Annotated in this window: 27 protein-coding genes and 3 pseudogenes; 19 read left to right on the top strand and 11 right to left on the bottom strand. The window is 55.2% G+C overall.

Going from position 1 to position 26,898, the window contains the following annotated elements; translation table 11 throughout:
- Nucleotides 1-6: 6 nt before the first annotated feature.
- The 4 genes from AC30D7_RS04090 (at nucleotide 7) to AC30D7_RS04075 (ending at nucleotide 6,043) form a co-directional block, all read left to right on the top strand.
- Nucleotides 7-3,561: a LysM peptidoglycan-binding domain-containing protein gene (locus AC30D7_RS04090; RefSeq protein WP_490133159.1), complete on the top strand. Its 3,555-nt coding sequence runs from the start codon at nucleotides 7-9 to the stop codon at nucleotides 3,559-3,561.
- Between the two features lie 17 nt (nucleotides 3,562-3,578).
- Nucleotides 3,579-4,556: a tetratricopeptide repeat protein gene (locus AC30D7_RS04085; protein ID WP_490133158.1), complete on the top strand. Its 978-nt coding sequence runs from the start codon at nucleotides 3,579-3,581 to the stop codon at nucleotides 4,554-4,556.
- Nucleotides 4,553-4,963, top strand: coding sequence for a hypothetical protein (locus AC30D7_RS04080; RefSeq protein ID WP_490133157.1), 411 nt, complete (start codon nucleotides 4,553-4,555; stop codon nucleotides 4,961-4,963). Before AC30D7_RS04085 ends, AC30D7_RS04080 begins: the two co-directional genes overlap by 4 nt.
- 114 nt (nucleotides 4,964-5,077) lie before the next feature.
- Entirely contained in the window at nucleotides 5,078-6,043 is a 966-nt protein-coding gene (locus AC30D7_RS04075; RefSeq protein ID WP_490133156.1) for a tetratricopeptide repeat protein, read from the top strand.
- Between the two features lie 136 nt (nucleotides 6,044-6,179).
- Here the strand turns inward: AC30D7_RS04075 and AC30D7_RS04070 are convergent, their stop codons facing one another.
- On the bottom strand, nucleotides 6,180-6,476 hold the full coding sequence (locus AC30D7_RS04070) for a hypothetical protein (RefSeq protein ID WP_490133155.1): 297 nt from the start codon (nucleotides 6,474-6,476) through the stop codon (nucleotides 6,180-6,182).
- Nucleotides 6,477-6,848: 372 nt separating this feature from the next.
- Here AC30D7_RS04070 and AC30D7_RS04065 point away from each other — a divergent pair, with 372 nt between their 5' ends.
- The 3 genes from AC30D7_RS04065 to AC30D7_RS04055 all read left to right on the top strand — a co-directional run bounded on the left by AC30D7_RS04065 (nucleotide 6,849) and on the right by AC30D7_RS04055 (nucleotide 8,313).
- On the top strand, nucleotides 6,849-7,382 hold the full coding sequence (locus tag AC30D7_RS04065) for a hypothetical protein (RefSeq protein ID WP_490133154.1): 534 nt from the start codon (nucleotides 6,849-6,851) through the stop codon (nucleotides 7,380-7,382).
- Nucleotides 7,383-7,553: 171 nt separating this feature from the next.
- Nucleotides 7,554-7,823 (top strand): DUF2790 domain-containing protein, encoded by a 270-nt coding sequence (locus tag AC30D7_RS04060; RefSeq protein WP_018926051.1) that lies wholly within the window; start codon nucleotides 7,554-7,556, stop codon nucleotides 7,821-7,823.
- A 91-nt stretch (nucleotides 7,824-7,914) separates the two neighbouring features.
- On the top strand, nucleotides 7,915-8,313 hold the full coding sequence (locus AC30D7_RS04055; protein ID WP_490133153.1) for a hypothetical protein: 399 nt from the start codon (nucleotides 7,915-7,917) through the stop codon (nucleotides 8,311-8,313).
- Here AC30D7_RS04055 and AC30D7_RS04050 read toward each other — a convergent pair.
- Entirely contained in the window at nucleotides 8,310-8,579 is a 270-nt protein-coding gene (locus tag AC30D7_RS04050) for a DUF1652 domain-containing protein (protein WP_490133152.1), read from the bottom strand. The two genes, AC30D7_RS04055 and AC30D7_RS04050, sit on opposite strands and share 4 nt — an antisense overlap.
- Nucleotides 8,580-8,968: 389 nt before the next feature.
- Here AC30D7_RS04050 and eco point away from each other — a divergent pair, with 389 nt between their 5' ends.
- Nucleotides 8,969-9,451: a serine protease inhibitor ecotin gene (gene eco / locus AC30D7_RS04045; RefSeq protein ID WP_490133151.1), complete on the top strand. Its 483-nt coding sequence runs from the start codon at nucleotides 8,969-8,971 to the stop codon at nucleotides 9,449-9,451.
- A gap of 30 nt (nucleotides 9,452-9,481) precedes the next feature.
- On the opposite strand, the pseudogene ilvA reads toward eco, so the two are convergent.
- Nucleotides 9,482-10,477: pseudogene (gene ilvA, locus AC30D7_RS04040) on the bottom strand (threonine ammonia-lyase, biosynthetic); the annotation flags it as partial.
- Between the two features lie 248 nt (nucleotides 10,478-10,725).
- Here ilvA and AC30D7_RS04035 point away from each other — a divergent pair.
- Nucleotides 10,726-11,043: a DUF2834 domain-containing protein gene (locus AC30D7_RS04035; RefSeq protein WP_490133150.1), complete on the top strand. Its 318-nt coding sequence runs from the start codon at nucleotides 10,726-10,728 to the stop codon at nucleotides 11,041-11,043.
- On the opposite strand, the gene AC30D7_RS04030 is transcribed toward AC30D7_RS04035, so the two are convergent.
- Nucleotides 11,018-12,496, bottom strand: coding sequence for a RimK family ATP-grasp domain-containing protein (locus AC30D7_RS04030; protein ID WP_490133276.1), 1,479 nt, complete (start codon nucleotides 12,494-12,496; stop codon nucleotides 11,018-11,020). The two genes, AC30D7_RS04035 and AC30D7_RS04030, sit on opposite strands and share 26 nt — an antisense overlap.
- A 200-nt stretch (nucleotides 12,497-12,696) precedes the next feature.
- On the opposite strand from AC30D7_RS04030, the pseudogene rimI reads away from it, so the two are divergent.
- Nucleotides 12,697-13,143 (top strand): annotated as a pseudogene (gene rimI / locus AC30D7_RS04025) (ribosomal protein S18-alanine N-acetyltransferase); the annotation flags it as partial.
- Between the two features lie 169 nt (nucleotides 13,144-13,312).
- Here the strand turns inward: rimI and AC30D7_RS04020 are convergent.
- Together AC30D7_RS04020 and AC30D7_RS04015 are read right to left on the bottom strand one after the other, a co-directional pair.
- A complete protein-coding gene (locus tag AC30D7_RS04020; protein WP_490133149.1) occupies nucleotides 13,313-14,464 on the bottom strand; it encodes a PQQ-dependent sugar dehydrogenase in 1,152 nt (383 codons plus the stop codon).
- 51 nt (nucleotides 14,465-14,515) lie between these two features.
- Nucleotides 14,516-14,875, bottom strand: a complete 360-nt coding sequence (locus AC30D7_RS04015; protein ID WP_490133148.1) for a hypothetical protein — start codon at nucleotides 14,873-14,875, stop codon at nucleotides 14,516-14,518.
- Nucleotides 14,876-15,088: 213 nt separating this feature from the next.
- Here AC30D7_RS04015 and ku point away from each other — a divergent pair, with 213 nt between their 5' ends.
- Complete coding sequence (gene ku, locus AC30D7_RS04010) at nucleotides 15,089-15,949, top strand: non-homologous end joining protein Ku (protein ID WP_490133147.1); 861 nt, start codon at nucleotides 15,089-15,091, stop codon at nucleotides 15,947-15,949.
- 163 nt (nucleotides 15,950-16,112) lie between these two features.
- Here ku and lpxO read toward each other — a convergent pair whose 3' ends face one another.
- Entirely contained in the window at nucleotides 16,113-17,012 is a 900-nt protein-coding gene (lpxO, locus tag AC30D7_RS04005) for a lipid A hydroxylase LpxO (protein WP_490133146.1), read from the bottom strand.
- Nucleotides 17,013-17,246: 234 nt separating this feature from the next.
- On the opposite strand from lpxO, the gene AC30D7_RS04000 reads away from it, so the two are divergent.
- Nucleotides 17,247-17,924, top strand: a complete 678-nt coding sequence (locus AC30D7_RS04000; RefSeq protein ID WP_490133145.1) for an SOS response-associated peptidase family protein — start codon at nucleotides 17,247-17,249, stop codon at nucleotides 17,922-17,924.
- Between the two features lie 202 nt (nucleotides 17,925-18,126).
- Nucleotides 18,127-18,339, top strand: coding sequence for a hypothetical protein (locus AC30D7_RS03995; RefSeq protein ID WP_490133144.1), 213 nt, complete (start codon nucleotides 18,127-18,129; stop codon nucleotides 18,337-18,339).
- Here AC30D7_RS03995 and AC30D7_RS03990 read toward each other — a convergent pair.
- Nucleotides 18,309-18,650: a hypothetical protein gene (locus AC30D7_RS03990; RefSeq protein WP_490133143.1), complete on the bottom strand. Its 342-nt coding sequence runs from the start codon at nucleotides 18,648-18,650 to the stop codon at nucleotides 18,309-18,311. The two genes, AC30D7_RS03995 and AC30D7_RS03990, sit on opposite strands and share 31 nt — an antisense overlap.
- A gap of 153 nt (nucleotides 18,651-18,803) precedes the next feature.
- On the opposite strand from AC30D7_RS03990, the gene dapF reads away from it, so the two are divergent.
- Nucleotides 18,804-19,622 (top strand): diaminopimelate epimerase, encoded by an 819-nt coding sequence (gene dapF, locus AC30D7_RS03985; protein WP_490133142.1) that lies wholly within the window; start codon nucleotides 18,804-18,806, stop codon nucleotides 19,620-19,622.
- Nucleotides 19,623-19,664: 42 nt separating this feature from the next.
- Here dapF and AC30D7_RS03980 read toward each other — a convergent pair whose 3' ends face one another.
- Nucleotides 19,665-19,946, bottom strand: coding sequence for an excalibur calcium-binding domain-containing protein (locus tag AC30D7_RS03980; RefSeq protein WP_490133141.1), 282 nt, complete (start codon nucleotides 19,944-19,946; stop codon nucleotides 19,665-19,667).
- 298 nt (nucleotides 19,947-20,244) lie between these two features.
- Here AC30D7_RS03980 and AC30D7_RS03975 point away from each other — a divergent pair.
- From AC30D7_RS03975 to AC30D7_RS03965, 3 genes and pseudogenes are all read left to right on the top strand, one after another.
- Nucleotides 20,245-20,516: pseudogene (locus AC30D7_RS03975) on the top strand (hypothetical protein); the annotation flags it as partial.
- Nucleotides 20,500-22,089 carry an ABC-F family ATPase gene (locus tag AC30D7_RS03970; RefSeq protein ID WP_490133140.1) on the top strand — a complete coding sequence of 530 codons (1,590 nt, stop codon included), beginning with the start codon at nucleotides 20,500-20,502 and terminating at the stop codon, nucleotides 22,087-22,089. The pseudogene AC30D7_RS03975 and the gene AC30D7_RS03970, both read left to right, overlap by 17 nt.
- A 281-nt stretch (nucleotides 22,090-22,370) precedes the next feature.
- A complete protein-coding gene (locus AC30D7_RS03965; protein ID WP_490133139.1) occupies nucleotides 22,371-23,558 on the top strand; it encodes an MFS transporter in 1,188 nt (395 codons plus the stop codon).
- Between the two features lie 122 nt (nucleotides 23,559-23,680).
- Here AC30D7_RS03965 and AC30D7_RS03960 read toward each other — a convergent pair whose 3' ends face one another.
- Nucleotides 23,681-24,718 (bottom strand): alpha/beta hydrolase family protein, encoded by a 1,038-nt coding sequence (locus AC30D7_RS03960; protein WP_490133138.1) that lies wholly within the window; start codon nucleotides 24,716-24,718, stop codon nucleotides 23,681-23,683.
- Between the two features lie 170 nt (nucleotides 24,719-24,888).
- Nucleotides 24,889-25,500, bottom strand: coding sequence for an FMN-dependent NADH-azoreductase (locus tag AC30D7_RS03955; RefSeq protein WP_490133137.1), 612 nt, complete (start codon nucleotides 25,498-25,500; stop codon nucleotides 24,889-24,891).
- A gap of 130 nt (nucleotides 25,501-25,630) precedes the next feature.
- Here AC30D7_RS03955 and AC30D7_RS03950 point away from each other — a divergent pair, with 130 nt between their 5' ends.
- Entirely contained in the window at nucleotides 25,631-26,539 is a 909-nt protein-coding gene (locus tag AC30D7_RS03950; RefSeq protein WP_019649947.1) for a LysR substrate-binding domain-containing protein, read from the top strand.
- Nucleotides 26,536-26,895: an MmcQ/YjbR family DNA-binding protein gene (locus AC30D7_RS03945; RefSeq protein ID WP_490133136.1), complete on the top strand. Its 360-nt coding sequence runs from the start codon at nucleotides 26,536-26,538 to the stop codon at nucleotides 26,893-26,895. Before AC30D7_RS03950 ends, AC30D7_RS03945 begins: the two co-directional genes overlap by 4 nt.
- Nucleotides 26,896-26,898 lie beyond the last annotated feature (3 nt).

Genomic DNA, 26,898 nt, shown 5'->3' with positions numbered 1-26,898 from the left:
AGCACCATGGAAATTACCAATCATTCAGTCAATCCTGGTGAAACACTCGGCCAGATTGCCACTCGCTACAACACCAATGTTGCGCAACTGCGCCAGATGAACCCTTTCATCACAAACCCGAATGCCATCAAGCCGGGTTGGAATCTTAGCGTTCCCAAGAGTGCTCAGGCTGAAGCGGTTGCAAAATCCGCGGCCCCTTCAACGGCAGCTTCCCAACCTGCTCCAACGGCCGAAAGTGCAAGTGCGCCTGGCCCTAAGCCCATTGATTTGGGGCCGGCAAAAGACTTTACAGAAACGTGCGCCCCCAGTTTCAAGGATCAGCCCAAGCCTTGTTCCAACACGTACGGCACCGCAATTTATGCAACTGACGAAGAAGAGTTTTGGTTACTGCCCGAGCGCGCCGCCTCCTCGATGAAGGAGGCGATGCACGCTCTGGAGAATCAAATTGCTCCGAGTAAATCCCGTGATGAGCGCCTCAAGGGATTAGATGACAGCGGATTACTGAATTACTTCCTTGAGCCAAAACTGAGTAATTTTCTCGAAGGCGAACAGCGCCAGCGAATGGAGGAGATTGAAGCTCAGGAACCGAATATCGAAATGGACCCAGGAATGGTCCTTCGCAGCCGCCAAGAAGTAAAACGCGCAAAAGAAAAGGATGCACCAAAGGCTGAAGCGCCAAAAACCGATACTCAGCGCTCACGTATAGATCAGCTTCAGTCGGATATCGATACTCAGAACCGTATCCGGGATGATTACAGCGAGCTACGTAAGTTACGCAGCGAGTGGTTGGCGCTGAAAAAAATCGCTATTGCCGCCGCCGAAAAGAAGGGGCATACCTACGAGAACGGCACGTTGTTCGCTGCCGGGGCAATCGAGGCTCGCGCTCGCGTCCAAAATTACCTGGAGAAACGCAAGGCGCTGATCAGTGAGGGTGGCATCAAGCCACAGGCTCAGGAAGATATCGCCAAGCTCCTTGAAACAGATAAGAAAAAGCGTGATGAACTGCAGAAGTGTTTATATACCTGCGAAGGTGATACATACGCCTACCTGGCGTGGAAGCATGGCGAAGCCAAGTCGTTTGCCTATCACGAATACACCGACGCGATTATCAAAGTAGCGGAATACGGGATCGCCTTACCTGAGTACGCACTGATCAGTGGCGATGACATCACTACAGGTATCGAGCAGTTCAAGTTATATCTCGATACGGAAAAACAGCAATCGGAAATCAATAACCGTTTGCGTGAAAAGTACAAAAACTGGGTCGAAGCGACGGGTCAAAATGCCCAGGCACCTGCCGGACTGGTCGAAGCCGAACGTGCCGAATGGGACCGTTTACAAGTTGTAAAACAGGGCTTACACGAAAAGGCTCAACAGAAAGTCGCCGCTGACCCTATTCGACGTCACTTGTTATGGGAGCCTGAACAGTTTGAGCCTCAGCCGGTTGATCGGCTTGTCAAGGATGGCTTTCCGCTAAGGGAAGTCAGCACATTGGCAGCTAGCGGCACGCCGTTGAAGTGGTTCAGTTTGCTCAACCTCAAGGGTGCGCCAAAGCTTCTTGAGGAAGACCTGAAAAAGGTCGGCAAGAGCGCGAAAAAAATTCTTGAAGGTATCCCAAAGAATGGTAACGGTGGTGCAAGTAAAAACAGCGCGCAGAAGGTATTTGGCCAGTGGTTGGCAAGCCAGGGTGCGCTAAAAATTGGAGATCAAGCCGGCGATTGGTTTGATACCAATGGTTGGTTCAATATCGACAAGTTTTACAGCTTCTTGCAAACCAACGGCTATAAAGTGACTCAGCTTGAGGATGCCGGTGCGCGAAAAGAATGGGGCGAACATCTTAAACAGGTCGTATTCAAAAAGAGTGTTCGTGGTGAAGTGAGGCTTTTCGACAAGAGCCAGCAGGCGCAATTTGTCCGCTGCCTTGCGCCACCGCAAAAAAAACTGCATGGCGAAGTGAAGCTGGAAGGTCCCTCCTTCTCTGCCACTGAAGGCTTCAAGACGTCGGCCAGCGCGTCATTGAGCTTCGACCTGGCTCGAGGCGAAGTGGAGCTACTTAAAGTCGATATGCCGACTCGCGAAAAAGCCAAGGATGTGACGGTCGATTACTATCTCGAAGGTAATCCTCAACTTCAAACCTTGAACCTCGGCCGTATGTCATTCCATTTCGGTGCCCGTGCGTGGGGATACGCCGGTGCGTCACTCATGCTCGCCGGCAGTATTGAGCTGGTCCCTATAGGCGGCAATACCAAATATGGCGCGACTCTCAGCCCTGTCAAACCGGCACAGCGCGAAGATGCCGAAGCAAAAGCTGAACGGAAGACCCACGAAGAAACGATCAAAACCAAAGCCGACAATGGTGATACCAGCCCTACCCCAGACCTTGAATACAAATCCAAGGCTCTGACAGCTGTTGACACCAAATCAACTGGTCCAGTCATGTCCGGCAAGGCCGCCAACGTACAAATTGAAAATGGCATGAAGGCCAACTTCAATCTGTTCGCCGGCGTTCAAGCAGGAATCGAACTGACAGGGGCTTTGAATTGGGCTCCGCCTAAAGCATTGGCTGCGTTGCGTGCAGGCCCCGCCACAGGAATCAACAACAGCAAGGAGGCTACAAGCGCTAGCCAATGGCTAACGCTTGCCAACCTCAGTGGGTCGTTAGGTGCCGCCTATGGCGCGGGATTGCAAGGCAACGCTCAAATATCAGTAGATAAGGGTAAATTCATCCTCAATCTGAAAGCAGCTGTTGTCCTTGGGCCGGGTGCGAATGGTAGTTTCAAGTTTGAGGTCGGTTACGAGGCGGTTGTAGAACTCATCAATATTTATCGGCGTGAGTTGTATAAAGCCAAGGGAGCTTCTATTAGCTGGATTACTCCGGAGGCCGCTGAGCAAGCTTCTGCGCTGAACGTACTCGGCGCAGTTGGGTTGGATGTTGCAATGGTTTATATGATGGGGATTAACGTCATCATGAACCTCTATGAGGCAATGACCAGTAGCGGAAAGGGAGGACCTATTGCTCATACAATTGTTGAATATCACAACCCAGAGGAATTGGAAAAATGGTTCGTTCAAGCGACGCCCGCAGCTTTAGGTCCTATATTCATGACGTTGACATCTGAGCCGAAAGCATTTGCCGTAACTTCGACCAAGGCGGGGGAAGGCGATCCAAGTGATGAGAAGCACGAATACAAAAGAGACGAGGCATATCTACTACAACAACAAGCAATAAGCAAGATAGTGAACTGGATAGGAAAAAACTCTAATGCTTCTGGCACATTAATCGAGGCCCAGCAACAGTTTGAAGATGCATGCAAAAGCATGAATAAATTTGGCGAGCTCTCAGAAAACCCAGGGCAAGCGTACTGCGAAAACAAACATAAACTAGACAACTTTATGCAAGACCCCGTATTGAAATACTCTAGACAAGATAGCGACCAGATTCGAGCGATTTATATGAGAGAGAGCAAAAAACTGGGTCAACGCCTAGATGGCCTATGTAAACTCGACCTTCATGAAAATAGCTACACCCCCATTAGAACCATAAAATACATCGGCTCATAAATCTCGAGAAACCAAGCATGATTTATTTAAAGTCATTTTTATACACAATATTATTCTCCTTCTTCATTAGTTCTAATGCGCTAGCCGCACCTTCACAGCAGCAACTCGAAGAAAAAGAAAAAGGAATTACTCTTTACAACCAGTTCAAGACCATGACTGCGATCCCTCATCTAAAAGTCGCCGCAGAAGCGGGAGATCATGAGGCACAATATTATCTTGGCGAAGCGTTGCGAAAAGTCGAAAGATACATCACGCCTGAGGCACAGAGCGCTTATGAAGCATCTGCACTTCAAGGCGATATATATTCAATGATCAGACTTTCTGGAAACAAGAACGATCTTTGCGTTGTTATGAAGAACTGTCCCGAAGGTCGAAAAGAACCAACTGAATGGAGAAAAATGGCCTTAGATGCTGCTGAAAAAGAAGCAGCCAAAGGAAACGCCGAGGCCATGTACCTGATGTTTCGCCTAACTGGTGACGACAAATGGCTAGAGCAATCGGCCGAAAAAGGGTACGCCTTCGCACAATATTACCTTGCAACTGGGTACCGTGATGGAAAGGGATTTTTCCTGCTTCCTTCAAGCAGAGCAGAAGTCGTTGAGCGCTTAATGAAATCATCTGCTGAAGGCGGCTACCCCTTAGGCATGATGGGATATGTAGAGGCTCTTGCGCACAAAAAAGATTTTGAAGAACTCAGGTTCTGGAACGAAAAGGCAGCCAAAGCTGGATACGCAAGTGCTGTATTCGGATATGGTTCATATTTATCTAAAAACCCATCAGAGTTCGGATTCCCTTATGATCCGGTAAAATCATATGCGTTGATTTTTATGCTGCTTGAACTTGACGGCGGTGGCGGCATGCAAGATTACGCAAACGACATACTCCCTGAAATTGCAGCAAAACTAACTCCTGAACAAATCGAACAAGCAAAGCAAATGTCGAAAGAATGGAAAGCAACACACCCGCCGCTCTCATATTTCCCAGATAAACTATGAAGCAGCGATCAGCAAGAACATTTTGCTTTATAGCCTTTCTCTTAGCAGGAATATCCTTACCCGTTTACGCGCAGTTTACGAGCGAGCAGCGGTCTGCTAAGAGTCAAGGCACTGAGCTTTACAATCAGCTCAAGAGTGCTTCCGCACTTCCCTACCTACAAATCGCCGCCACAGCCGGTGACAGCGAAGCTCAATACTATCTAGGCGAAGCAATACGAAAAAACAAACGATATATCGATGCAGCAGCCAAAGAAGCCTACGAGGCTTCTGCTGAGCAAGGTAATATTTACTCAATGATTAGACTTGGCCAGATGGAAGATGATCTTTGTGCAACTATGAACAACTGCCAAAAAAGCCAAAAAACCCCTGTGGAATGGCTGAAAAGCGCAAAATCATTGGCAACTTAAGAAGCGGCACAGGGCAACGCAGAGTCGATGTATTTGAACTTTTGCGGCCAACTGAAAAAAACTCATCCAGCTCTTTAATCCCCCCCCCTTTCAAACTAAGCCGCTGAATAATCCATGAATCGAACATTAGCCATTGCTATTATTTTGATAACTTCAGTGGCAGCACATGCACAGACTTTCACAGATCTGCAGCAAGCTAAAAGACAAGGCATTACACTTTACAATCAACTCAAAGCCATTTCTGCAGTACCCTATCTAAAAACAGCAGCTGAAAGTGGCGACCGTGAGGCTCAGTACTATTTGGGCGAAGCTTTGCGCAAAAATAACAAACATATAACACCAGAAGCCCAAAGTGCGTATGAAGCATCTGCCCTCCAAGGTGACATATATGCAATGATAAGATTATCTCAACGTGACAATGACCTTTGCGTTAAGATGAACAACTGCCCAGTTGAAAAAAAATCGCCACTCGAATGGTCCCGAAGTGCTTTAGAGGCTGCCATGAAAGAAGCTGAAAAAGGTGACGCTGAGGCGATGTATTTGATATATCGGATTACCGGAGATGATAAGTGGTTTGAGAAATCCGCAGAGGGAGGCTTTGCATTATCACAATACTATCTAGCGGCCGAATACCGTGAAGGAAAAGGTTTCTTACTGACACCGTCAAAGCGAGCGGATATGGTCGAACACTGGATGAAGGCGTCTGCGGAGGGTGGTAACCCTCAAGGCATGCTGGCGTACGCTGCGATTCAGGGTCGGAAAAAGGATTGGGAGCAATTCAGGTATTGGAACGAAAAAGCTGCAATGACTGGATATGTCAGCGCTGTGTATGGTTATGGTTCCTACTTGGCAGGTCAGTCGCCAGAATACGGTTTTAAAGAAGATCTAGTAACAGCCTATGCATCTGTTTCCTGGATACTTGAACTGGATGGTGGAGGCGGCATGCAAGAATTTGCAAAAGACGAACGTCCTGAAATCGCTGCTAAAATGACAGATGAGCAGATCGAGAAATCGAAAAAAACTCTGACCGAATGGAAAGCAACCCGCCCTTCACTGTCGTTCTTCCCTGACAAACTATGAAGCGATGAAGACTTATTGAAAGGTCACCTGATTGAGCCTGCATCAATCAGGTGACAGCAAAGCAGTAGAACAGGACGAATTGATCATTCAGTCAATTCAAAATCGTAACGCTACTCCCCTTCCTTACAGCCCTACCTCAGACCGGCGCCTTCCACCCCATCATCCGCTGCTGAGCAACCGTCAACAGATCGCAACCATCCTGAGTCAGCAGATAAAGCGCATGGGTAATGTGCGGAATGTCCTGAACGTCACCGTGCTTGAAGCATAGGCAGTGGAGTGTTTCAAGTAACTGGCTGGAGGCGCGGATGCGCTGTAGGGCGGATTCGAGGATGTCTTGGGGATTGGCTTCTGTGTCGATCACCAAGGGATTTGAGTCGGTAACGCCGCTTTTGATTGAACGGTAGCGCTCGGGAAACGGATTTTTCGTTGGCATAGTAATTACTCGGCATTAATTAGTAATCGCCAGCACCGTGACCAAACGATGGGTGGCGGCTGTGCACAGGCTTGGTCAACCGATAACGCCAAATCGGCTCGCCCGAAGGCGTCCCGCACACAGCCGCCATTACAACGCAATACGAGACGTAGAAGTCCGCAGTGCGAATGAGGGCACAAATATGTGCGACGTTAACAGGTGACCAAACCTGTTCGCTGATTTTGCAGCGACGCCAAACAGTAACCGCTGGAAACCGGCCGGCGAAAGACGACAACACGCCCCAGCCTGTAGGAACGGGACGAAGCTTTCTTAGGATTTATCACGACTCACGGGCAGTAACGTAGGACCCGACAACCGAAGGGATTTCCCCGAATGCAAACACCATGGAAGTACATCATCGCGGCACTGCTAGCCGCCCCGGCCTACGCGCAACCACTCCAGACAATCCTCACCTGCCCTTTGGCCGATAGAACTCAGGTGTCCTTGCTGGCGGAAACGAATGCGCAAGGCGAGCGCCTGTTTGTGAAACTCGACAGCAAAATCCAACCGGCCTTTACCGACATCCCGGATTTCGACTTTTTCGGCGAAGTCTTCCTGGCAAAGTGTGTTTCTTCCAGCCTGATATTCGCCTTCGCATACGGCTCGCCGTATCTAAAAGGCGTCGTTTTACGCAAGAACCCTGTCACTCACACCGTCGAGCGAATCGATTTTGCCGAGAAGGCGCTACCACGTTGGCTGTACCTCGGACGAGAGCAGATCCGGCTGGTCATTCCTAATATCGGGTATGAAGTGTCGGCGAAGTTTCTGGTCTATGACTATGTTGCTGGAAGGGGGCAGTTGGAAGGACCCGCTGGTATAGAGACGCCTCCAGATCGACGTGGATTCAAGGTTGTGCGCCTCGAATAGATGACCATACAACCGGCTCGCAACAACCATTAGCCCGCTACTTAACCTTCGATTAATCCTGCGGTCCAAAACTTTACTGGACCGCACTCCCTCAGCACCCTCTGACGCCCAGTGCGGCAGGTTCGACGCTCTTGCATCGAACTGGCTTCCCCTCTGCACTGGAGACCCATCATGAACATGCGAACACTGCTGATGACCACCGCCCTCGCCTGCACCGCATTCGCCGGTTTTGCTCAGGCCAACGATACGTCGTCCTCCCAGGCCGTGCCTTATCACTACGGTATGCCTCTGAATGTGGGCAAGGTCATTTCCATGACCGAACCGTCGACGCTGGACTGCGAAGTGGTCACGGCGGACATGAAGTACATCGATAGCACCTCGGGCAAGCCAGCAGAAATTACCTATCGAAAACTTTCTGACGCGTGCAGTTATCAGAGCTGACAGACGATTCTGATTCGGCACTTGACGGTAGGCCTGCGGGGATTCTGAGGCTATGCTTCGGCGTCCCCCTCTACTGCCGAAAGGATTCGCCATGCCGTTCTCGTTTCGCACGCTGTCGACGTTCACCGCCGCGCTTTGCTTTTTGCTGGCGCTGGTGTGGGGTTTGATGCCGCAATGGTTGCTGGCGATCTGGAGTATTGAGTATTCGCCCGCAGCGGGTTTTGTGGCCAGGCGCAGTGCGGTGCTGTTCGGTGCGCTGGGGGTGATGTTTTATCTCGTGCGGCAGGCACCGCCATCGGCGGCGAGAAGTGCGATGTGTAGCGGCTTTATGGTGGGCTGTTTCGGCCTGGCAGCGCTGGGCTTCGGCGAATGGCTCGATGGCCATGCCGGGCCGGGTATTTTACTGGCGATCCTGGTGGAGTTGGCACTGGGTCTGGGGTTTGTCCAGACCCGGCGCGTATCGCTCGAACTGGGTGAAACAGCCGGTTAATGGGCTTTTGATGTCGAGCTGAACACTTGGCTATGGGTCTTGTGCTCAAGGTCGGTGCGTAACTCGGCGATCAGGTTATTGATCTCCCGACAGCCGTTGAGGCGATGGGCGTCTATGCCGGTGACGCACAGGTCGAGATGGTCAGTCTCGCGGTCCGAATACACCTTGACGGTCATCAACAGGTCCGGCGACAGCGTGCATTGGCAGCGTTTCGGAAGAAAACTGCTTTCAACGATATTGCGTAGTTCCAAGGCAGAAAGAAACATGGCCACCCTCTCGGTATTGTGAGATGCCAATCAAAAATCAATGTCGGTCGGAGCTCAGATCACCCGTTCTTTTCTTCCTTGCGGGCTTCATCGTTCCAACGTCCGACCGTTTTTTTGTTTCAGCGCTGACTCAACGGGACCGTGGTCAGCTCAAGACAGCTTCAGCATAAAACATGCCCGGAATTTCGCCCTGCGGCTCGTCGGCAAATCAAGGAGTTGGTGGAGATGGCAACACATCGCGCCATGCAAAATGCAAGAAAGGACTGTTTTCGATACTTGCATTTTGCAACCCATCTCTGATGGCGGGTTTGCATTGGCAGAGGGCGGCCGCGAGAATGCGGCCTATCCATTCAGTATCTGCTGACCCCGCACACACGCAAGGAGGCATTATGGGTACTTTGCCCTTTAACACGACCGTCGGGCTGATAGTTGGCGTTCTGTCGTCCGTAGCCCAAGCCACAACACTCGAAGACGTCGCGCCGTACCCCAAACCGGAGAGCGGTTTTACCCGCCAGGTCATTCACCTTGCCCCGCAAACACAGGAAGACGCCTATCAAGTCGAGATCCTGGCCGGCAAGACCCTTACCGTCGACTGCAACCGTCAGCGCCTGGGCGGCATGCTTGAGGAAAAGAACCTCGAAGGCTGGGGCTACCCATTCTACCGGCTGGAAAAAGTCACCGGCCCAATGAGCACATTGATGGCCTGTCCTGACGGCAAGAGCAAGAAAGACTTCGTACCAGTGGTCGGTGATGGTTTCAAGCTGCGCTACAACAGCAAACTGCCGATCGTGCTCTACGTGCCAAAAGACATCGAAGTGCGCTACCGGATCTGGTCGGCATCGAGCCACGTCGAGAAAGCCGTTCAGGAATAATCCGCCCATCCCTTATGCCAGGGCGCCGCTCAACGCGGCGCGCTCGGCCACATGACGCAAACTGTCGAAGTTGATATTCGCGCCGGAGTCGATGGCCACCAGGGTCTGACCCCGGGCACCAGTTCGCGCCACGTACTGTTTGATCCCGGCCACGGCCAGGGCGCCGGAAGGTTCGGTGATCGAGCGGGTATCGTCGTAGATGTTCTTGATCGCTGCGCAGAGTTCGTCGTTGCTGACGGTCAGCACTTCATCGACGCAAAACCGACAGACCTCGAAACCATGGGCGCCGATCTGAGCGACGGCCACACCATCGGCGAATGTGCCTACGGTTGGCAGCACAACCCGTTCACCGGCCTGTAAGGCCGCCTGCAAACAGGCGGAATGTTCCGACTCGACACCGATGATCCGCACTTCCGGGCGCAGGTATTTGATGTACGCGGCGATACCGGCGATCAAGCCACCGCCACCTACCGGAATGAAGATTGCGTCCAGCGCGCCTTGGTGCTGGCGAAGGATTTCCATGGCGACGGTGCCCTGTCCGGCGATCACGTCCGGGTCGTCAAAGGGCGAGACAAAGGTGCGGCCGGTTTGCTGCGCCAGGCCTAGCGCATAGGCGAGGGCAAACGGAAAGCTCTCGCCGTGCAGCACCACATCGGCTCCCCGGCTGCGTACGCCCATTACCTTGAGTTCCGGCGTCGTGCAGGGCATGACAATGGTCGCGGCAATCCCCAACTCGCGGGCCGCCAACGCTACGCCTTGGGCATGATTGCCCGCCGAGGCAGTGATCACACCTCGGGCCTTCTGCTCATCGCTCAGGTGCACCAGCTTGTTGTAGGCCCCGCGGATCTTGAAGGAAAACGTCGGTTGCAAGTCTTCACGCTTGAGCAGGATCTGATTACCCAATGCCTCAGACAAGGCCGGCGCGGCTTGCAACGGCGTGCGCACCGCCAGTTCGTACACCGGCGCGGCAAGGATCTTTTTCACGTAATGCTCAAGCAAACTCTGCTGGGCGGGGGTACTGTTCATGGTCGTCTCCTGACTTTGATCGGAGCCCAAGAGACAGAAAGTAAAAACCCGCCTCTAGGGCGGGTTGGGTGCTGCAGTCGTGAGCTAGCCCGCCAAATAAGGAATGGCGGTAATAATGCTTGGCTGGCAGCGCAATACGGTGGAAGTCATGGCTGGAAATTAGCCGGACGCTGATGGCAAGTCAATGGCCAATTTTCAACGGGCTCTGTAGGCTGGCGATTCTGCTCATCGTCCCAAGGAAGGAAACCATGAAGTCTGTCGCCCTGCCCCTCATTGCCCTGATCGCCTTCGCCGGCTACACCGTTTCGGTGATGCTGCAGGCTGAACAATCGTTGCTCAACTTCGGTATCAGTCTGATGTCGCGGCCCGATACCGCTCAGGTGGTCATTGATTTGTACCTGTTGGCAACGCTTGCCGGTATTTGGATGTACCGGGATGCACGCAAGCGCGGGCAGTCGGGATTGTCGGTGGTTCCTTATTTGTTGGTGACGGCGGTTTTCGTGTCAGTCGGGCCGTTGTTGTATCTGGTGGTGCAGGGGCTCACCAAGCCTGACCGCGGCGTTTAAGCTCCAGTCGCCGGACGAACTCTTCCAGCACCAGCGTATACAGATCATCCTGCAAGTATGCATCTTCAATGCCGGCGTCCATGTTCGGGTTATCGTTGACTTCGATGACCACCACTTTGTCGCCGGACTGTTTAAGGTCGACACCGTAGAGTCCGTCACCGATGAGATTTGCGGTTTTCACCGCCAGTTCGACCACCGCACGCGGCGCTTCGTGAACCGCCAGGGTGCGACATTCGCCGTTGATGTCCTGGCCTTTGGCCTTGTGGTTATAGATCTGCCAGTGGCCCTTGGACATAAAGTATTGGCAGGCAAAAATCGGCTTGCGGTTGAGTACGCCAATGCGCCAGTCGTATTCGGTGTAGAAAAACTCCTGGGCCAGCAGCAACACCGAATGTTCGAACAGTTCCGCCGTGGCCTTGAGCAAGGCTTGTTGGCTTTCAACCTTGATGACGCCCTTTGAGAAACAGCCGTCGGGGATCTTCAGCACCAGTGGGAACCCGAGACGCTCACCTACCCGCTCGAAATCTTCCGGTCGTTCCTTGTAGAGGATTTCAGTGGCAGGCATGCCCAGTTGATGGCTTTTGAGCAAGTCAGTCAGGTAAACCTTGTTGGTGCAGCGCAGGATTGACGCCGGATCGTCCATCACCACCAGGCCTTCGCTCTCGGCTTTTTTCGCGAAGCGGTAGGTGTGGTTGTCGACGCTTGTGGTCTCGCGGATCAACAGCCCGTCGTATTCGGCGATTCGGGCGTAGTCCTTGCGCCCTATCAACTCGACATCGATACCCAGCGTCTTGCCGACCCTGACAAAGTTGTCCAAAGCCTTGGGATTGGAGGGCGGCAATGCTTCTTGCGGGTCATGCAGAATGGCCAGGTCATAACGGGCAAATCGCCTGGAGCGCGGCAGACGCCAGATCTTGCGACTGAAACTGTCCAGCGCGTTAGCAAACTGATCTTCCTGATCTTCACGCAACTTGGACAGGCCACCGGACTTTACACCTTCGATGTGCCAACCGTTAGTTCGACGAAACTCAACTAACAATATCGGACAAGGAAAAACCTCGAACAACTGGCGAGCCAGATCCTGTAATGGTTCGATCGATGTTTGGCCGAAGTACAGGGTCAGGGTGAAACCTTCGGTGTCGCTGTAAATATGATTGCTAAGGGCCTTTTCCAGAGTTTTATCCAGGTCGTCCAGGGCCAGGCCATACAGGGATTTGCGGGTCAATTCGCTGATGGTCCGCACCGACGGAATCACTTTGTGCCCCCGTGCTTCGGCCAGCAGCGAGCAGTAATAACCATGCCCGAGGTACTTGTAGCTGCGGCACAGGTTGATCACTTGGACCCGTTTGCCCTGCTCGTTGCCGCGAGTCTGTTCAAGGTATTCCTGAGCGGTGATGATGTCCTCACTGGGAAAGTAGGACGCCCAGTCTTCCTTGCGCTCGACGATTATCATCAACGGGCTGGAAATTCTGATCGAGGTATTTAAATAGTGTGCAGAAGTTATTGCCGTCGGCAAACTTTGTTCGGATACTTCGCGCCAATGACCTTGTACCGCTGACATAGTGATTGATCCGTTGGAGAACAAGACCTTTCCTATTAAGCACGAACTTTTTCGAAAGTCCCGTTTCGTTACGCAACTTTTACGGCGGTCATATGAATCCTGTTTTTCGCCTGGCAGCTAATGAAGACCTGCCGGCGCTGTTGGCACTCGAACAGCAATGCTTCACCACGGACAGGCTCAACCGGCGCAGTTTTCGATGGATGATCAATCGGGCTCACGGGCAGTTGCTGCTGGCCCAATGTGGCGAGCAATTGGTGGGGTATGCGCTGGTGCTGTTTCACCGGGGTACTTCACGGGCACGCTTGTACTCGATCGCGATTGCTACCAAGGCTCGCGGCAGCGGACTGGGCACGCGGTTGCTCGAGCATATCGAGGCTTGCGCCATTGAGCACGACTGCGCCTACCTGCGACTTGAAGTACGTACCGACAACCCGGCGGCGATTACTCTGTATGAACGTAGCGGTTACCGGCGTTTCGCGCTGATTCACGCCTATTACCAGGACCATACCGACGCACTGCGGCTGGAGAAATGCATCGTTGTACCGAAGGAGCTTTCCCCAATGCCGGCGGGTTAAAACGCAAGCCCTGTGGGAGCGTGGCTTGCCCGCGAAGGATACACCGCGGTTTTTCAGGTACTGCGCGTCATCGTTCTTCGCGGGCAAGCCACGCTCCCACAGGTTCTGTGTCTTGACTTACCAGCTATGTGTATTACTTCAACCCAACCTTGTACAACTCGCCATCATCCTCATCGGTCAGCACATACAAATACCCATCCGGCCCCTGCCGCACATCACGAATCCGTTTGTTCAGCTCACCCAACAACCGCTCTTCGTGAATGACTTTATCGCCGTCGAACTGCAGGCGGATCAGCTCCTGCCCCACCAACGCGCCGATAAACACGTTGTGCTGCCAGGCCTTGAAGCGATCGCCATCGTAGAACGCCATGCCGCTAAGACCAGGGGACTTTTCCCAGACGTGGTGCGGGCCCACAGTACCTTCGACGATCTTGCCCTTGGCTTCCGGAATCGGCAGGCCGGAATAGTTGATACCGTGGGTTGCCAGCGGCCAGCCGTAGTTCTTGCCACGCTCGATGATGTTGACCTCGTCCCCACCCCGGGGGCCGTGCTCGTTTTCCCAGAGTGTGCCGCTCCAGGGGTTGAGTGCCGCGCCTTGCGGGTTGCGATGGCCGTAGGACCATATTTCCGGGCGAACGCCTTTTTGCCCCACAAAGGGGTTGTCCTTCGGCACCTTGCCGTCCGGGTAGATCCGCACGATCTTGCCTTGCAGCTTGTCGAGGTCCTGCGCCGTGGGTCGGTCGTTATTTTCGCCCAAGGTGATGAACAGATAACCGTCGCGGTCGAACACCAGACGGGAGCCGAAGTGATTGCCGACCGAAAGTTTGGGCTCCTGACGGAAAATCACATTGAAATCCTTGATAGCTGTCAGATCTTCCGACAACCGTCCGCGACCGACCGCCGTACCAGCCTTGCCCCCCTCGCCGCCGCCTTCGGCGTAAGACAGATAGACCATGCGGTCTTGCTTGAAGTCGGGCGACAACACCACATCGAGCAAGCCGCCCTGCCCCTTGGCCCAGACCTGAGGCACACCGCCGAGCGGACTCGAAAGTTTGCCATCGACACTGACCACTCGCAGGTTGCCAGGCCGTTCCGTCACCAGCATCCCTTGGCGGCCAGGCAGAAACGCCAGCGCCCAGGGATGCTCCAGCCCCTTAACGATCGGCGTGACCTCAAGGGTGCCCTCCTCACTTTTCAGTTGCTGGACGGGTGCCGCAAAAACGGGCGCGACAGCAGTCATCAGGGCACTGGCACAGAGTGTGGCGAAGAGGGTTTTACGCAACATGTACGATTCCTTTTGTCGTCAAAATGGCTGGCAAGACCTCTGTCCTGCCGTTTAACGGTTGCTGGTGTCTGCGTCTCGATGATGTGGATTGGGGATGAATGTCGGTGGACTGGCAGGAGTCTCGCGATCCTGCGGATAGCGGTTGCCGATACCGCCATTCTCCAGGGTCGGTGGTCGCGGCACAGGCGCCGTACTCGGCCCACGGATCACCGGGATGCCGGGTCGCGTGCCTTGCATGCTGTTGGGATTGGCCCGGCGGATCGGGTTGTTGTAAGGATTGTTATTGGTGCTGCCCGGCAGGTTCTGGGCCAGCAGCAAGGGCGAGGATGGCGGCGCGGCGTCGGCCAAGGCCACGCTGCTCAGCACGCCACTCAATGCCAGTGCGATGACGCCGAACACACATCGGTTCATGGAGACCTCTCTAAAAGAGCGTGCGACGCTTCATGGATGAATAGAACCACGCTACGCCCAGGGTCCGGATTTGTTAACTAAAACCTCCTTCAGAAGATGTAACACCCGTTTACTGCGCCGCCGATCAGCCCGCAAAACCGGGTCGCAGCTGGCTGAAACTTTCCCCCGGACAACAGGTCACCTGAACATCAATGGGCTACCGAGAACACGACGATGGCACGGGCAATCTGGAAAGGCGCAATCAGTTTCGGTCTGGTGCATATCCCCGTGGCGCTGGTCTCGGCAACGTCTTCCCACGGGGTGGATTTCGACTGGCTCGACAGCCGCAGCATGGAGCCGGTGGGCTACAAGCGCATCAACAAGGTCACCGGCAAGGAAATCACCCAGGAGCACATCGTCAAAGGCGTCCAGTACGAAAAGGGGCGTTACGTGGTGCTCAGTGAAGAAGAAATTCGCTCGGCTCATCCACAGTCGACCCAAACCATCGACATCTTTGCCTTTGTCGACAGCGAGCAAATCCCCCTGCAAAACATCGACACACCCTATTACTTGGCGCCGGACAAACGTGGTGGCAAGGTCTATGCGCTGTTGCGCGAAACCCTCAACAAAACCGGCAAGGTCGCCCTCGCCCGCGTGGTTTTGCATACGCGTCAGCATCTGGCGGCCCTCATGCCGCTGGAGTCAGCCCTGGTTCTGGTGATGCTGCGCTGGCCGGCCGACGTGCGCAGTCTGGATCAGTTGGAGCTGGGCAGTGAAGTGACCAAGCCGGACCTGGCCAAGGGCGAACTGGAGATGGCCAAACGGCTGGTGGAGGACATGAGTGCCGACTGGACGCCAGAGGAATACCGCGACAGCTTCGAAGACAAGATCATGGCGCTGGTTGAGCAGAAGGCAAATGAAGGCCGGATCGAGACCGTCGAAGCCGTTACCGGCGAAGAGGAGCGCAAGACCGCGGATGTGATTGATCTGACTGAACTACTCAAACGCAGCCTCGGTGCCAGGAGTGCCGGTAAAACGTCAGCAAAAGCCAAGACGAGCACAGACAAAAAAGCCACGAAGCATTCTCGTGGCTGAACCGTCACCGTGGAATTCATAAGCTTTGCGGTGAATATACCAGCCTCTTCGCGGGCAAGCCCGCTCCCACAGGCTTGGCGGCGTTCGCAGTATTTATATATCCGTCACAGACACTGTGGGAGCGGGCAAGCCCGCGAAGGCGCCATGCGCCACCACGCAAAACTCAGATCAAAACGAAAACCGCCAGCAGCCCACCAAAAATCACCCACTTTTCCAGGTAATAGCGAGCACGGTTACGCTTCTTGAGCGCTTTACCGCGCAGGCGAATCTTGTAGATCCTGGAGAACAAACGATTGATAGCACCGGTCTTGTCGCCCGCATCGTTCGGAGCGCCCGCCGCCGCCATCACTGTACGGCTGAACCAGCGGTTGAACGCCGCCGCCCAGCGATACTTCATCGGCCGTTCGACATCGCAGAACAGGATGATGCGGTTCTGCTGGGTGGTGTTTTCGGCGTAATGAATGAAGGTTTCATCGAACATCACTGCCTCGCCGTCGCGCCAGTGATAACTCTCACCGTCGACATTGATGTAGCAACCGGCATCGTTCGGCGTTTCCAGCCCCAGGTGATAACGGTACGAGCCGGCATATGGATCGCGATGGCGGACCAGTTTGGAACCCGGTGGCAGTTCTGCAAACATTGCAGCCTTGATCGAGCCAATGCTTTGCACCAGTTCAGTGGTGCGCGGGCAGAGTTTTGCAGCCGAGGGGTGACTATCGCCGTACCACTTGAGATAGAAACGCTTCCAGCCACTTTTGAAAAACGAGTTGAAACCGACGTCGTCGTATTGATTCGAGCGCTTGATCTCCCCTGCCTTGAGCAGGTTCTGGCCTTCAGCGCGAATCTCTTCCCAATGAGCCTGCAAAGGACTCAGGTCGGGAAAGTCCGCCGGATTGAGATAAGGCCGATTGGGGATTTTCGAGAACATATAAAGGAAGCAATTGATCGGCGCCAGAAACGTCGAGTGGTCGCTTAGTTGGCGGCCTGGTTTGTGGCGCACCTTGCCACGCAAGTGGACATACGCGATGGAGATAACATAGATAGCAGCAATAATGAGTTTCACTGAAATCGTCACACGTCAGAAGTGAGCAACTGCGTCCCGATGGCGCGTTCTTGAGCCATGCCGACAAATCGACATGGGAGCGAAAGATGTCATTTTAGCCACACTTTGTAACCAATAGTTAACCTTCAACTGTGAAAATGTGTCTACTCATGCCGCCGAAATGCTCATGCAGCCTTAACGCCCTATCGGTTTAAAGGATCGTCTAAGCTCAGAATTAGGCATGAGGGTTCAGCCATGTGCGGACGACTTTCGCAGTACCGAGGCATCCACGACTTCGTCAAGGCGCTGAGCATGCCCAACGCCTTGATCAACAACGCCGGTGATCAGCCATTCGAGCTCTACAACGCCGCGCCGACCACTCAACTCGCCCTCTTCCATCAGGAAGGCGACGTGTTGCATGCCGACAAGGTTCGCTGGGGCTGGCGGCCGCACTGGTCCGAAGAACATCCGATGCCGATCAATGCCAGAGTCGAGAAGGTCAGCCACGGCCCATTCTTTAAAACGATATGGCCGCACCGGGCAATTGTCCCCATCGATAACTGGTTTGAATGGGTCTACGAGGGCGGTCCGAAAAAACAGCCCTACCTCATCCGCCGCAAGGATCGCGCACCGATCCTGTGCGCGGCGATTGGTCAGTATCCACGGTATGAACATCAGCCGGATGAACATGACGGCTTCGTAATCATCACCGCCGACAGCAAGGGCGGCATGATAGATGTTCACGATCGGCAACCGGTGACGCTGAACCCCGAGCTGGCCCGGGAATGGCTGGACCCGGCCACGCCGAAAGAACGCGCCGAGCAGATAGTGCTGTCGCAGGGCGAGCCAGCCGAGACATTCGAGTGGTTCAAGGTTGATCAAGCCGTGGGCAATGTGCACAACGATGGCCCTGAACTGATCGAGCCAATTTGAAGGGGTGGTCACCCGTCACGACATCGGGCGACACCATTCGTCGCATGGAAAGCGTGGCGCGGAATACGCGTCCATGTCTGGCTTAGGGCTTGCACATGCCGGCCGTAGCAGCCCCGGAACGACGTAATTCTGACGCGGCGGCAATCACATTAACGCTTAAGGACTCCAGCGAAACGCTTGGTCAGTCATCGGGAGATGTAACGTGTCAACTCTCAACGAAATCGCAGCGAACCACGCGAGAATGGCTAAGGCAAAGGAACAAGAGTCGACCGGGCTGAGTGAGCGACACCTTCAAATAGTGGGCAGTTTCGAAATCACATGCGTTGATGAGCAACAGCACATTCCACTGCACCTGATCACTGGCGTGCAGGACAACCACCATCATTACAGCGGGCAGATAGCAACAACGTCATAACCGCTGTCTGGAGAGGTGATCTGCACAGTCCAGCCTTGCGTAAAAGTCATCTCGTGATACTCGACGATGGCGCTGATTTCCGGGCAAAGCTTTTTGGCTTCCTCTGGAGAACGGTCTACCGAGATATTGACCGTCCGATCCTCGGCCGAGAATTCGGAGGCCTGGGTCAAGGCGTCATTGCCATCGAGAATTTTGCAGAGTAATGAAGCGTTTTCGGCGGACTCATCCGTAGCGCTGGAGTAAGCGTATTGAGCCGTCACAATCGTCAGAAAACAGAACATACCTGCTGCGAATTTGTTTCTCACTTCCATGTTCCTTGGGTAGAGGATGGAATACTAATTCAAGAGTCGATCAATCGTTATCGGTTTTGAGGGCTGGTGTTTTCTTTACCGGCTCACGGCTTGCAAAGGTTATGCGAATGGGGCTAGATCGATTTCAAACGCCAGTTCACCCAGGATCTATTTATGCCGCTGAGTTTTCATAAAATGCATGCAAATGGCGATGACTTCGTCATTGTGGACTCGCGAAACTCGGCCAACCAAATAACAAGTGCCATGGTTCGGCGACTGGGTAACCGGAACCGAGGCGTCGGATTCAATCAACTCGCAGCGGTGCTTGATTGCGATGATGCCAATGCGCGCCTGATGTTTTGGAATGCAGATGGCTCCGCGCTGGATGCTTGTGGCAGCGCAACACGGGGGGCCGCGGATCTGCTGATGCGCGAATTGCATATTGATTCGATAGTGCTGCGAACCCACCGCGGGCTGCTCACTTGCGAACGAACTTCAACCGGCGCAATTTCGGTCAACATGGGCGAGCCGCTTTTCGGCTGGTCGGATATTCCCCTGGCTCTGGAAATGGATACTGCGGTTCTGCCACTTGCCGGCGACCCGGCAGCTTGTAGCATGGGAAATCCGCACTGCACCTATTTTGTAGACGATCTGACAGCCATTGATATAGCGACAATCGGACCAACCATTGAAACCAACCCACTGTTTCCCCTCAGGACGAACGTGCATTTCGTCCAGATCATTAACCGACAACACATTCGGTTGCGCATTTGGGAGCGTGGGGCTGGGATTGCGCTTGGTTCAGGCACTTGCTCTTGTGGCGCCGCTGTCAGCGGAATTCGTCGTGGCTTGTTAGACCATTCCGTTGAGGTTGAATGTGATGGCGGCACCGTAACGGTTCAATGGGATGGCGTGGGCCCGGTCTTTCTCATCGGGCCAGTAGAGACTATTTTTTCGGGAACAATCACGAACAACTTATTACAAGCGTTGTAGCCGTCAGGCTCGTTTATTCCCCCTTGCCCCGCGACAAAAAAGTCATTGGCACCACTGCGACTCACAGGGCACACCATCGTTGTCGCCGTCCATTTTCATTCCCGGGCAATTTTGCAGAAAGTTTTTGGCCTCTGCGCACGAGGTCATCTGCGAGCAATATTGGCGTCCGTCACATTTGAATGGCGCAGAAACAGGCTTCGGCGCAGTCGCGACTGTAGGGGTTACTTTCGGATGCGGTAGCTTGGCTTCAACCCAGGGTTGCAGCTCAGGGGAAAGTTTCCAGGCCAACAAACCAACGATAAGCACTACCAAAATCAGCTTCATTTGATTCATCCGTGACTAGAAGACACTTTTTATTCTAGTCGTAGAGAATGAATCACCGGGCAGGGGCAACCAATATCTGAACAGGTGCCCACCCTGACCAAGTGCTGGCCATTCAGCAATCCTTCTGAAACACACCTGGCCGGGCAAGCGCTGCCGACTTTACCCAGAGCAGCGCCCGGTGTCCCTAACACAACGCTGAACAAAAATAACATTGGCGTGTAATCAAGGATTTGCGCAGCGTTTCGCCACCCACCAGGATGAACCATCCCCTCAGGTAGACCCAAGCAGCGGGGCCAATCTGAAGAAGCTCGCGACACGTTATCGCGCGCCGTACAACTGCCGTCACACTTATGCGACAATATGCGGAATGTCTGGCATGAATCCCGCCTTTATTGCCCAACAGCTTGGACAAGCGTCCAGATGCTGCTCTCGACTTATGCGCGCCGGTTGAAGTCTAGCGGTGACTGGGGAGAGATGGAGAAACTCCAAAACGCCCCAGGTATGGCCCAAACGCCAAAATGCGCAGCTCGCAACCCATTGATAGGTAAAGTAATTGATCTCCACAGCTAACATCACGATGCAGTTCGGCGCCAAGCCGCTATTCGAAAACGTTTCGGTCAAATTCGGCGCGGGCAACCGCTACGGCCTGATCGGCGCCAACGGCTGCGGCAAGTCGACCTTCATGAAAATCCTCGGTGGCGACCTCGATCCGTCCGGCGGCCAGGTCATGCTTGAGCCGAACGTGCGTCTGGGTAAATTGCGTCAAGACCAGTTCGCCTACGAAGAATTCACCGTGATCGACACCGTGATCATGGGTCACGAAGAGCTGTGGAAGGTCAAGGCCGAGCGCGATCGCATCTACTCGCTGCCGGAAATGACCGAAGAAGACGGCATGGCCGTGGCCGAGCTGGAAACCGAATTCGCCGAAATGGACGGCTACACCGCCGAGTCCCGTGCCGGCGAGCTGTTGCTGGGCCTGGGTATCGGCATCGAGCAGCACTTCGGCCCGATGAGCGAAGTGTCGCCGGGCTGGAAACTGCGCGTATTGCTGGCGCAGGCGCTGTTCTCCGATCCTGAAGTGCTGTTGCTCGACGAACCGACCAACCACCTGGACATCAACACCATCCGCTGGCTGGAAAACGTGCTGACCCAGCGCTCCAGCCTGATGATCATCATCTCCCACGACCGTCACTTCCTGAACAGCGTGTGCACCCACATGGCTGACCTGGATTACGGCGAGCTGCGCCTGTTCCCGGGCAACTACGACGAGTACATGACCGTGGCGACCCAGTCCCGCGAGCAACTGCTGTCGGATAACGCCAAGAAGAAAGCGCAGATCTCGGAACTGCAATCGTTCGTCAGCCGCTTCTCGGCCAACGCCTCGAAAGCCAAGCAGGCAACGTCCCGCGCCAAGCAGATCGACAAGATCCAGCTGGCCGAGGTCAAGCCTTCGAGCCGTGTCAGCCCGTTCATTCGTTTCGAGCAGACCAAAAAGCTGCACCGTCAGGCGGTCATCGTCGAGCGCATGGCTAAAGGCTTCGACGGCAAGACCCTGTTCAAGGACTTCAGCTTCACCGTTGAAGCCGGCGAGCGCGTGGCGATCATCGGCCCGAACGGTATCGGTAAAACCACCCTGCTGCGCACCCTGGTCAACGAACTGACCCCGGACGCCGGCACCGTGAAATGGACTGACGCCGCAGAGCTGGGCTACTACGCCCAGGACCACGCGCACGACTTCGAAGACGACTGCAACCTGTTCGACTGGATGGGCCAGTGGACCCAGGGCGGCGAGCAACTGGTTCGCGGTACCCTCGGTCGCATGCTGTTCTCCAACGACGAGATCCTCAAGTCGGTCAAGGTCATCTCCGGTGGTGAGCAAGGTCGCATGCTGTTCGGCAAGCTGATCCTGCAAAAGCCGAACGTACTGGTAATGGACGAACCGACCAACCACTTGGACATGGAGTCCATCGAGGCGCTGAACCTGGCGCTGGAGAACTACCCGGGCACGCTGATTTTCGTCAGCCACGACCGCGAGTTCGTATCGTCCCTGGCCACCCGTATCATCGAGTTGAGTGCCGATGGCGTGATCGACTTCAGCGGCACCTATGACGACTACCTGCGTAGTCAGGGTGTGTTGATGTAAGGCGGCTTCTGGCTGCAAATGGAAAGCCCCGTCCTGGTGACGGGGCTTTTTGCATTTCAACTCCAAAGGACCGTGATGCTGAAACGATCGCTCGCGCATTGGGTCCTGTGAGCGACACAGATCAACTGTGGGAGCGAGCCTGCTCGCGATGAGTCCCTCACAAACGGTGTAAATACTGAAGGCCTATGCTGATCTGCAATCCACATCGTTAGCCTGCTTTCTTTTATTTCACGCCCGCGCCATGATGCAGTTCTCCTACCGCCGCCCGCGAACGAGCTCTCATGTCTGTGCAGCAACTGCCCCCGCAAAGCTCCATGGCGATCACCCTGCAGATCGTTTCCATCGTTTTCTATACCTTTATCGCCTTCCTCTGCATCGGCCTGCCGATTGCCGTGTTGCCGGGGTATGTGCATGAGCAGTTGGGGTTCAGCGCTATCGTCGCGGGCCTGACCATTGGTTCGCAATACCTGGCTACCCTGCTCAGCCGGCCGATGGCCGGGCGCTTGTCGGACAGCGTCGGCACCAAACGGGCGATTGTTTATGGGTTGTCGGGGATTGTATTGAGCGGCGTGCTGACGCTGCTGTCGACCCTGCTGCAGAGTTTGCCGTTGTTGAGCCTGATCATCCTGATCGTTGGCCGGTTGCTGCTGGGAATTGCTCAAGGGTTGATCGGGGTCGGCACCATCAGTTGGTGCATGGGCCAGGTCGGTGTCGAGCACACGGCGCGTTCGATTTCCTGGAACGGGATTGCCTCATACGGCGCCATTGCCATTGGCGCGCCGCTGGGCGTGGTGATGGTGGCTGAATTGGGCTTCGCCAGCCTCGGGATCATGCTGTCGTTACTGGCCCTGTTGGCGCTGCTGTTGATCCGCAACAAACCCTCGGTGCCAGTGATTCGCGGCGAGCGGCTGCCGTTTTGGGCGGTATTCGGGCGCATTGCCCCTTTCGGCGCGAGCCTGAGCCTGGCGTCTATCGGCTACGGCACGCTCACCACTTTTATTACCCTGTATTACGCCAGTCTTAGCTGGACTGGTGCGGCTTACTGCCTGACGGTGTTCGGCGTGTGTTTCATTCTGTCGCGGCTGTTGTTCATTTCCAGCATCAGCCGTTTCGGTGGTTTCACCTCGGCCATTGCCTGCATGAGCATTGAAACCGTCGGACTGGTGCTGTTGTGGCTGGCGCCCTCGACCGGTTATGCCTTAATCGGCGCAGGCCTGACCGGGTTCGGCCTGTCGCTGGTTTATCCGGCGCTGGGGGTGGAAGCGATCAAGCAGGTGCCCAATTCCAGTCGCGGGGCGGGTTTGAGTGCTTACGCGGTGTTTTTCGATCTGGCGCTGGCGATTGCCGGGCCGTTGATGGGTGCAGTGGCGTTGAACCTGGGGTATGCGTGGATTTTCTTTTGTGCGGCGTTGTTGTCAGTAACGGGACTCGGTTTGACTTTGTTATTGAAACACCGCGCCATCGCCTGAACCTGCGGTAAATCCCTTGTGGGAGCGGGCTTGCTCGCGAATGCGGTGGGTCAGCCAACATTGATATCGACTGACAGGCCCTCTTCGCGAGCAAGCCCGCTCCCACAGGGGTTCCAGGTAATTTATTGATCGGCGGTTTGCATGCCGGCGCGGGTGGGTTTGCCCAGAGCATGGGAAAAGAAACGTCCGGCTTCGGAGATCAGATTGCGGTGAATATCCTTGCGGTCGACGCCATCCGCATCGGTGCACAGCGCCGGCATGGCGGCGATTTGTTCTTCGTTGCACGGTGCCAGGAACACGAAGTGCCCTGCCCCGGCCAGCAATTTGAAGTCCGGTGCGGTTGGCAGCTTGCGCGCCAGGGCTGCGGCATTTTTGTCGAACGCCACCAGTTTGTCGCCATCGCCGCTGTATAGAAGCACCGGCACATGCACGTCGGCCAGGGTCTGGCGACCGAACTTCAGACTCAGCGGCGCCATTAGCAACAAGGCATGTACTCGCGGATCTGGCACTGGCTGCAAGTCATCGCGGTCGACGATCAGCTCGCCCTGGGTGTTGCAGGCATCGTGGTCGTCCGGACGCTCATGGCAATAACGGCGCAGACGGTCCAGGTCCGGGGTAGCGCCGGACAGGATCAACGCGGTCTCGCCGCCTGCCGAATAACCGATCACCCCGACCTGATCGGCATTGACGAAGGGCGCAAGCATACGGTCGCCCAAGGTCGCGGTAATGGCTTCGGAAATCTGGATCGGCCGCCCGTAAAGATTGCTCAAGGTGCCGAGGCGGCTGTGGTCTTTGGAGTTGTCGCCGGGATGGATCACCGCCACCACCACAAACCCTTTGCGCGCCAATGAGGTGGCCAGATCGTGCAGGGCCAGCGGGGTTCCGGTATTGCCATGGGACAGCATCAACATCGGGAAGCGTCCGATGGCGACTTTGGTGTCTTCACCGGCTTCGACCGTGTAACCCTCGAGCTTGCTGGAATGTTCCCTCTCACTGGATGGATAAAAGGCGATGGCGCGCATCGGCTGCAAGTCCAGCGGATCGAGGAACGTCATCTCATGGAAGCCGACGCTCCAGTGAGGATACGGCGCAGGCGCGGCGTGCACTGAATTCAGGCTGCCGAACAGGCAAATCAGTAATGTTGCACAAAGACGCACCATGGGATGCCCCACCTTATTACCTGACCGCAGATATTAACCCTCGACTGCATAACCTGGGCCAGAAACTGATCGCCGCCAGAAACAAAAAACTCCGCATCTGGCCATCATGATGACCAGAATACAGAGTTTCAGGGGTATTGCCTGCGCCGTTTGACGTCTTTACGCAAGCCTTACGCGGCGGCGAACAATTGTTCGCTGATTTGCGCCTGAGCCTCGCTCATGGCTTTGCTGCGTACTTCATCACCGTAGGCCAGGCCATGGGCGCGGACGAACTCGATGTCGGTGATACCGAGGAAGCCGAACATCACCTTCAAGTACTCTTCGTGAGCAGTGCCAGTCGGTTGGCCAGCGTGCAAACCGCCAGCCGTCGAAACGATCACCACTTTCTTGCCGCCGCACAGGCCTTCAGGACCGGCTTCGGTGTAGCGGAAAGTCTGGCCGGCTACGGCGATGCGGTCGATCCAGGCCTTGAGTTGGGTCGGGATAGTGAAGTTGTACATCGGCGCTGCAATCACGACGGCATCGGCGGCGAGGAATTCTGTCAGGGCCTGCGCACTCAAATCGGCTTCATGCTGTTGCGCGGCGTTACGCAGTTCGGCGGCGGTGCCGGCGGCGACCAACGTGCTGGCGGAGAAATGGCTGATGGCATCGGCGGCCAGGTCGCGATAAGTCACCACGACGCCAGGCTCGGCGGCTTGCCAGGCCTTGACGACTTCGCCGCTCAACTGACGGGAAGCCGAGTTGTCACCCAGAATGCTCGAATCGATATGCAGTAATTTCATGTGGGATCTCCAAGGTGAGGATCGCCACCCGGCGATCTGATGGAGACAATCCTACCGACGAAACCAATAGCTGATTAGCCGGCAATAATGCGATAGTTCGTCCCACTGATAGGACAGTTGGATTTAAATCATGCAAGATCTCAACGACCTCTACTACTTCGCCAAGGTGGTCGACGCCGGCGGCTTCGCAGCGGCCGGGCGTTTGCTCGGGATTCCCAAGTCCCGGCTATCACGACGCATCGCCGAACTGGAAGAACGCCTTGGCGCGCGCCTGCTGCAACGCACCACCCGCCAACTCAACCTGACCGCCGTGGGCGAGCGCTACTTGCGGCACTGTCAGGCGATGCTGCTGGAAGCCGAGATGGCCGACGAAGCAGTGGCCAGCATGTCCAGCGAACCCCGCGGCCGACTGCGGGTTTCCTGCCCGGTGGGGTTGGCCCACGATATGTTCCCGTCGGTGATCAGCAAGTTCCTTGAGAAATTCCCGCAGGTTCAGCTGGAGATGCTGCTGCTCAATCGCCGGGTTGACCTGGTGACCGAAGGCGTCGATGTCGCCTTGAGAGTGCGGGAACTGGGAGATGAAGACCCACTGCTGGTCACCCGCCGCTTACGTCAGGCGCAGACTGTCATGGTCGCCAGCCCGGCGTTTCTTCGCGAGCGGCAGATCAAGACCCCGGACGACTTGAAAAACGTGCCGATATTGGGCGCACTGGAAGCCGATCGGCTAGTGCATCTGCGGATGCTCGACCAGCAGGGCAAGGCCTGTGAAATGACATTCGAAGCTCGATTGGGCATCGACGATTTTCTCGTGCGTAAGGCATGTACCCTGTCCGGGCTGGGTTTCACCGTGTTGCCGATGATGTACTGCGAGCAGGAACTGGAAAACGGCTCACTGGTGCAACTGCTGCCCGACTGGTCATTGCCGGGCGGTTGGCTGCAAGCGGTCTACCCTCATCGGCGCGGGGTAATGCCGGCGGTACGCGCCTGGATCGACCATTTGATCGAATCATTCAATGCCTGTGGGGACCGACTGTTATGAAGGCAAGACCAATGAGCGAAGAGGATGTCGCGCAATTCTGCCTGGCGCTGCCCGGCGCGCGGGAGGATTACAAGTGGGGGGGTGTGAGGGTGTTTTCGATTGCCGGGAACAAGATGTTCGCCTTGCAGAACCTGCGGGGCCAGTCCCTGGCTTTCAAGGTCGACAAGGACCTGTTCCTCGGTCATTGCGACCGACCGGGTATACACCCGGCGCCATATCTGGCCCGGGCGCAGTGGATCATCATGGAAACGCCCTACCCGCTGGGCACCGAGGAGCTGCAAGGCTTGCTGCAACGTTCCCACCAACTGGTGGTGAGCAAGTTGCCCAAGCGCACGCAGATCGGCTTACTGCTTTAAAAC

The organism is Pseudomonas sp. DF5 (genome assembly GCF_058148225.1).
The sequence above is the reverse complement of the archived record's forward strand: the minus strand, read 5'-3'. Positions and strand labels throughout refer to the sequence as shown.

Coding starts and splice junctions, on each gene's coding strand:
- AC30D7_RS04090 (WP_490133159.1), top strand. CDS start 7: ATGGAAATTACCAATCATTCAGTCAATCCTGGTGAAACACTCGGCCAG.
- AC30D7_RS04085 (WP_490133158.1), top strand. CDS start 3,579: ATGATTTATTTAAAGTCATTTTTATACACAATATTATTCTCCTTCTTC.
- AC30D7_RS04080 (WP_490133157.1), top strand. CDS start 4,553: ATGAAGCAGCGATCAGCAAGAACATTTTGCTTTATAGCCTTTCTCTTA.
- AC30D7_RS04075 (WP_490133156.1), top strand. CDS start 5,078: ATGAATCGAACATTAGCCATTGCTATTATTTTGATAACTTCAGTGGCA.
- AC30D7_RS04070 (WP_490133155.1), bottom strand. CDS start 6,476: ATGCCAACGAAAAATCCGTTTCCCGAGCGCTACCGTTCAATCAAAAGC.
- AC30D7_RS04065 (WP_490133154.1), top strand. CDS start 6,849: ATGCAAACACCATGGAAGTACATCATCGCGGCACTGCTAGCCGCCCCG.
- AC30D7_RS04060 (WP_018926051.1), top strand. CDS start 7,554: ATGAACATGCGAACACTGCTGATGACCACCGCCCTCGCCTGCACCGCA.
- AC30D7_RS04055 (WP_490133153.1), top strand. CDS start 7,915: ATGCCGTTCTCGTTTCGCACGCTGTCGACGTTCACCGCCGCGCTTTGC.
- AC30D7_RS04050 (WP_490133152.1), bottom strand. CDS start 8,579: ATGTTTCTTTCTGCCTTGGAACTACGCAATATCGTTGAAAGCAGTTTT.
- eco (WP_490133151.1), top strand. CDS start 8,969: ATGGGTACTTTGCCCTTTAACACGACCGTCGGGCTGATAGTTGGCGTT.
- AC30D7_RS04035 (WP_490133150.1), top strand. CDS start 10,726: ATGAAGTCTGTCGCCCTGCCCCTCATTGCCCTGATCGCCTTCGCCGGC.
- AC30D7_RS04030 (WP_490133276.1), bottom strand. CDS start 12,496: ATGATAATCGTCGAGCGCAAGGAAGACTGGGCGTCCTACTTTCCCAGT.
- AC30D7_RS04020 (WP_490133149.1), bottom strand. CDS start 14,464: ATGTTGCGTAAAACCCTCTTCGCCACACTCTGTGCCAGTGCCCTGATG.
- AC30D7_RS04015 (WP_490133148.1), bottom strand. CDS start 14,875: ATGAACCGATGTGTGTTCGGCGTCATCGCACTGGCATTGAGTGGCGTG.
- ku (WP_490133147.1), top strand. CDS start 15,089: ATGGCACGGGCAATCTGGAAAGGCGCAATCAGTTTCGGTCTGGTGCAT.
- AC30D7_RS04000 (WP_490133145.1), top strand. CDS start 17,247: ATGTGCGGACGACTTTCGCAGTACCGAGGCATCCACGACTTCGTCAAG.
- AC30D7_RS03990 (WP_490133143.1), bottom strand. CDS start 18,650: ATGGAAGTGAGAAACAAATTCGCAGCAGGTATGTTCTGTTTTCTGACG.
- dapF (WP_490133142.1), top strand. CDS start 18,804: ATGCCGCTGAGTTTTCATAAAATGCATGCAAATGGCGATGACTTCGTC.
- AC30D7_RS03980 (WP_490133141.1), bottom strand. CDS start 19,946: ATGAAGCTGATTTTGGTAGTGCTTATCGTTGGTTTGTTGGCCTGGAAA.
- AC30D7_RS03965 (WP_490133139.1), top strand. CDS start 22,371: ATGTCTGTGCAGCAACTGCCCCCGCAAAGCTCCATGGCGATCACCCTG.
- AC30D7_RS03960 (WP_490133138.1), bottom strand. CDS start 24,718: ATGGTGCGTCTTTGTGCAACATTACTGATTTGCCTGTTCGGCAGCCTG.
- AC30D7_RS03955 (WP_490133137.1), bottom strand. CDS start 25,500: ATGAAATTACTGCATATCGATTCGAGCATTCTGGGTGACAACTCGGCT.
- AC30D7_RS03950 (WP_019649947.1), top strand. CDS start 25,631: ATGCAAGATCTCAACGACCTCTACTACTTCGCCAAGGTGGTCGACGCC.
- AC30D7_RS03945 (WP_490133136.1), top strand. CDS start 26,536: ATGAAGGCAAGACCAATGAGCGAAGAGGATGTCGCGCAATTCTGCCTG.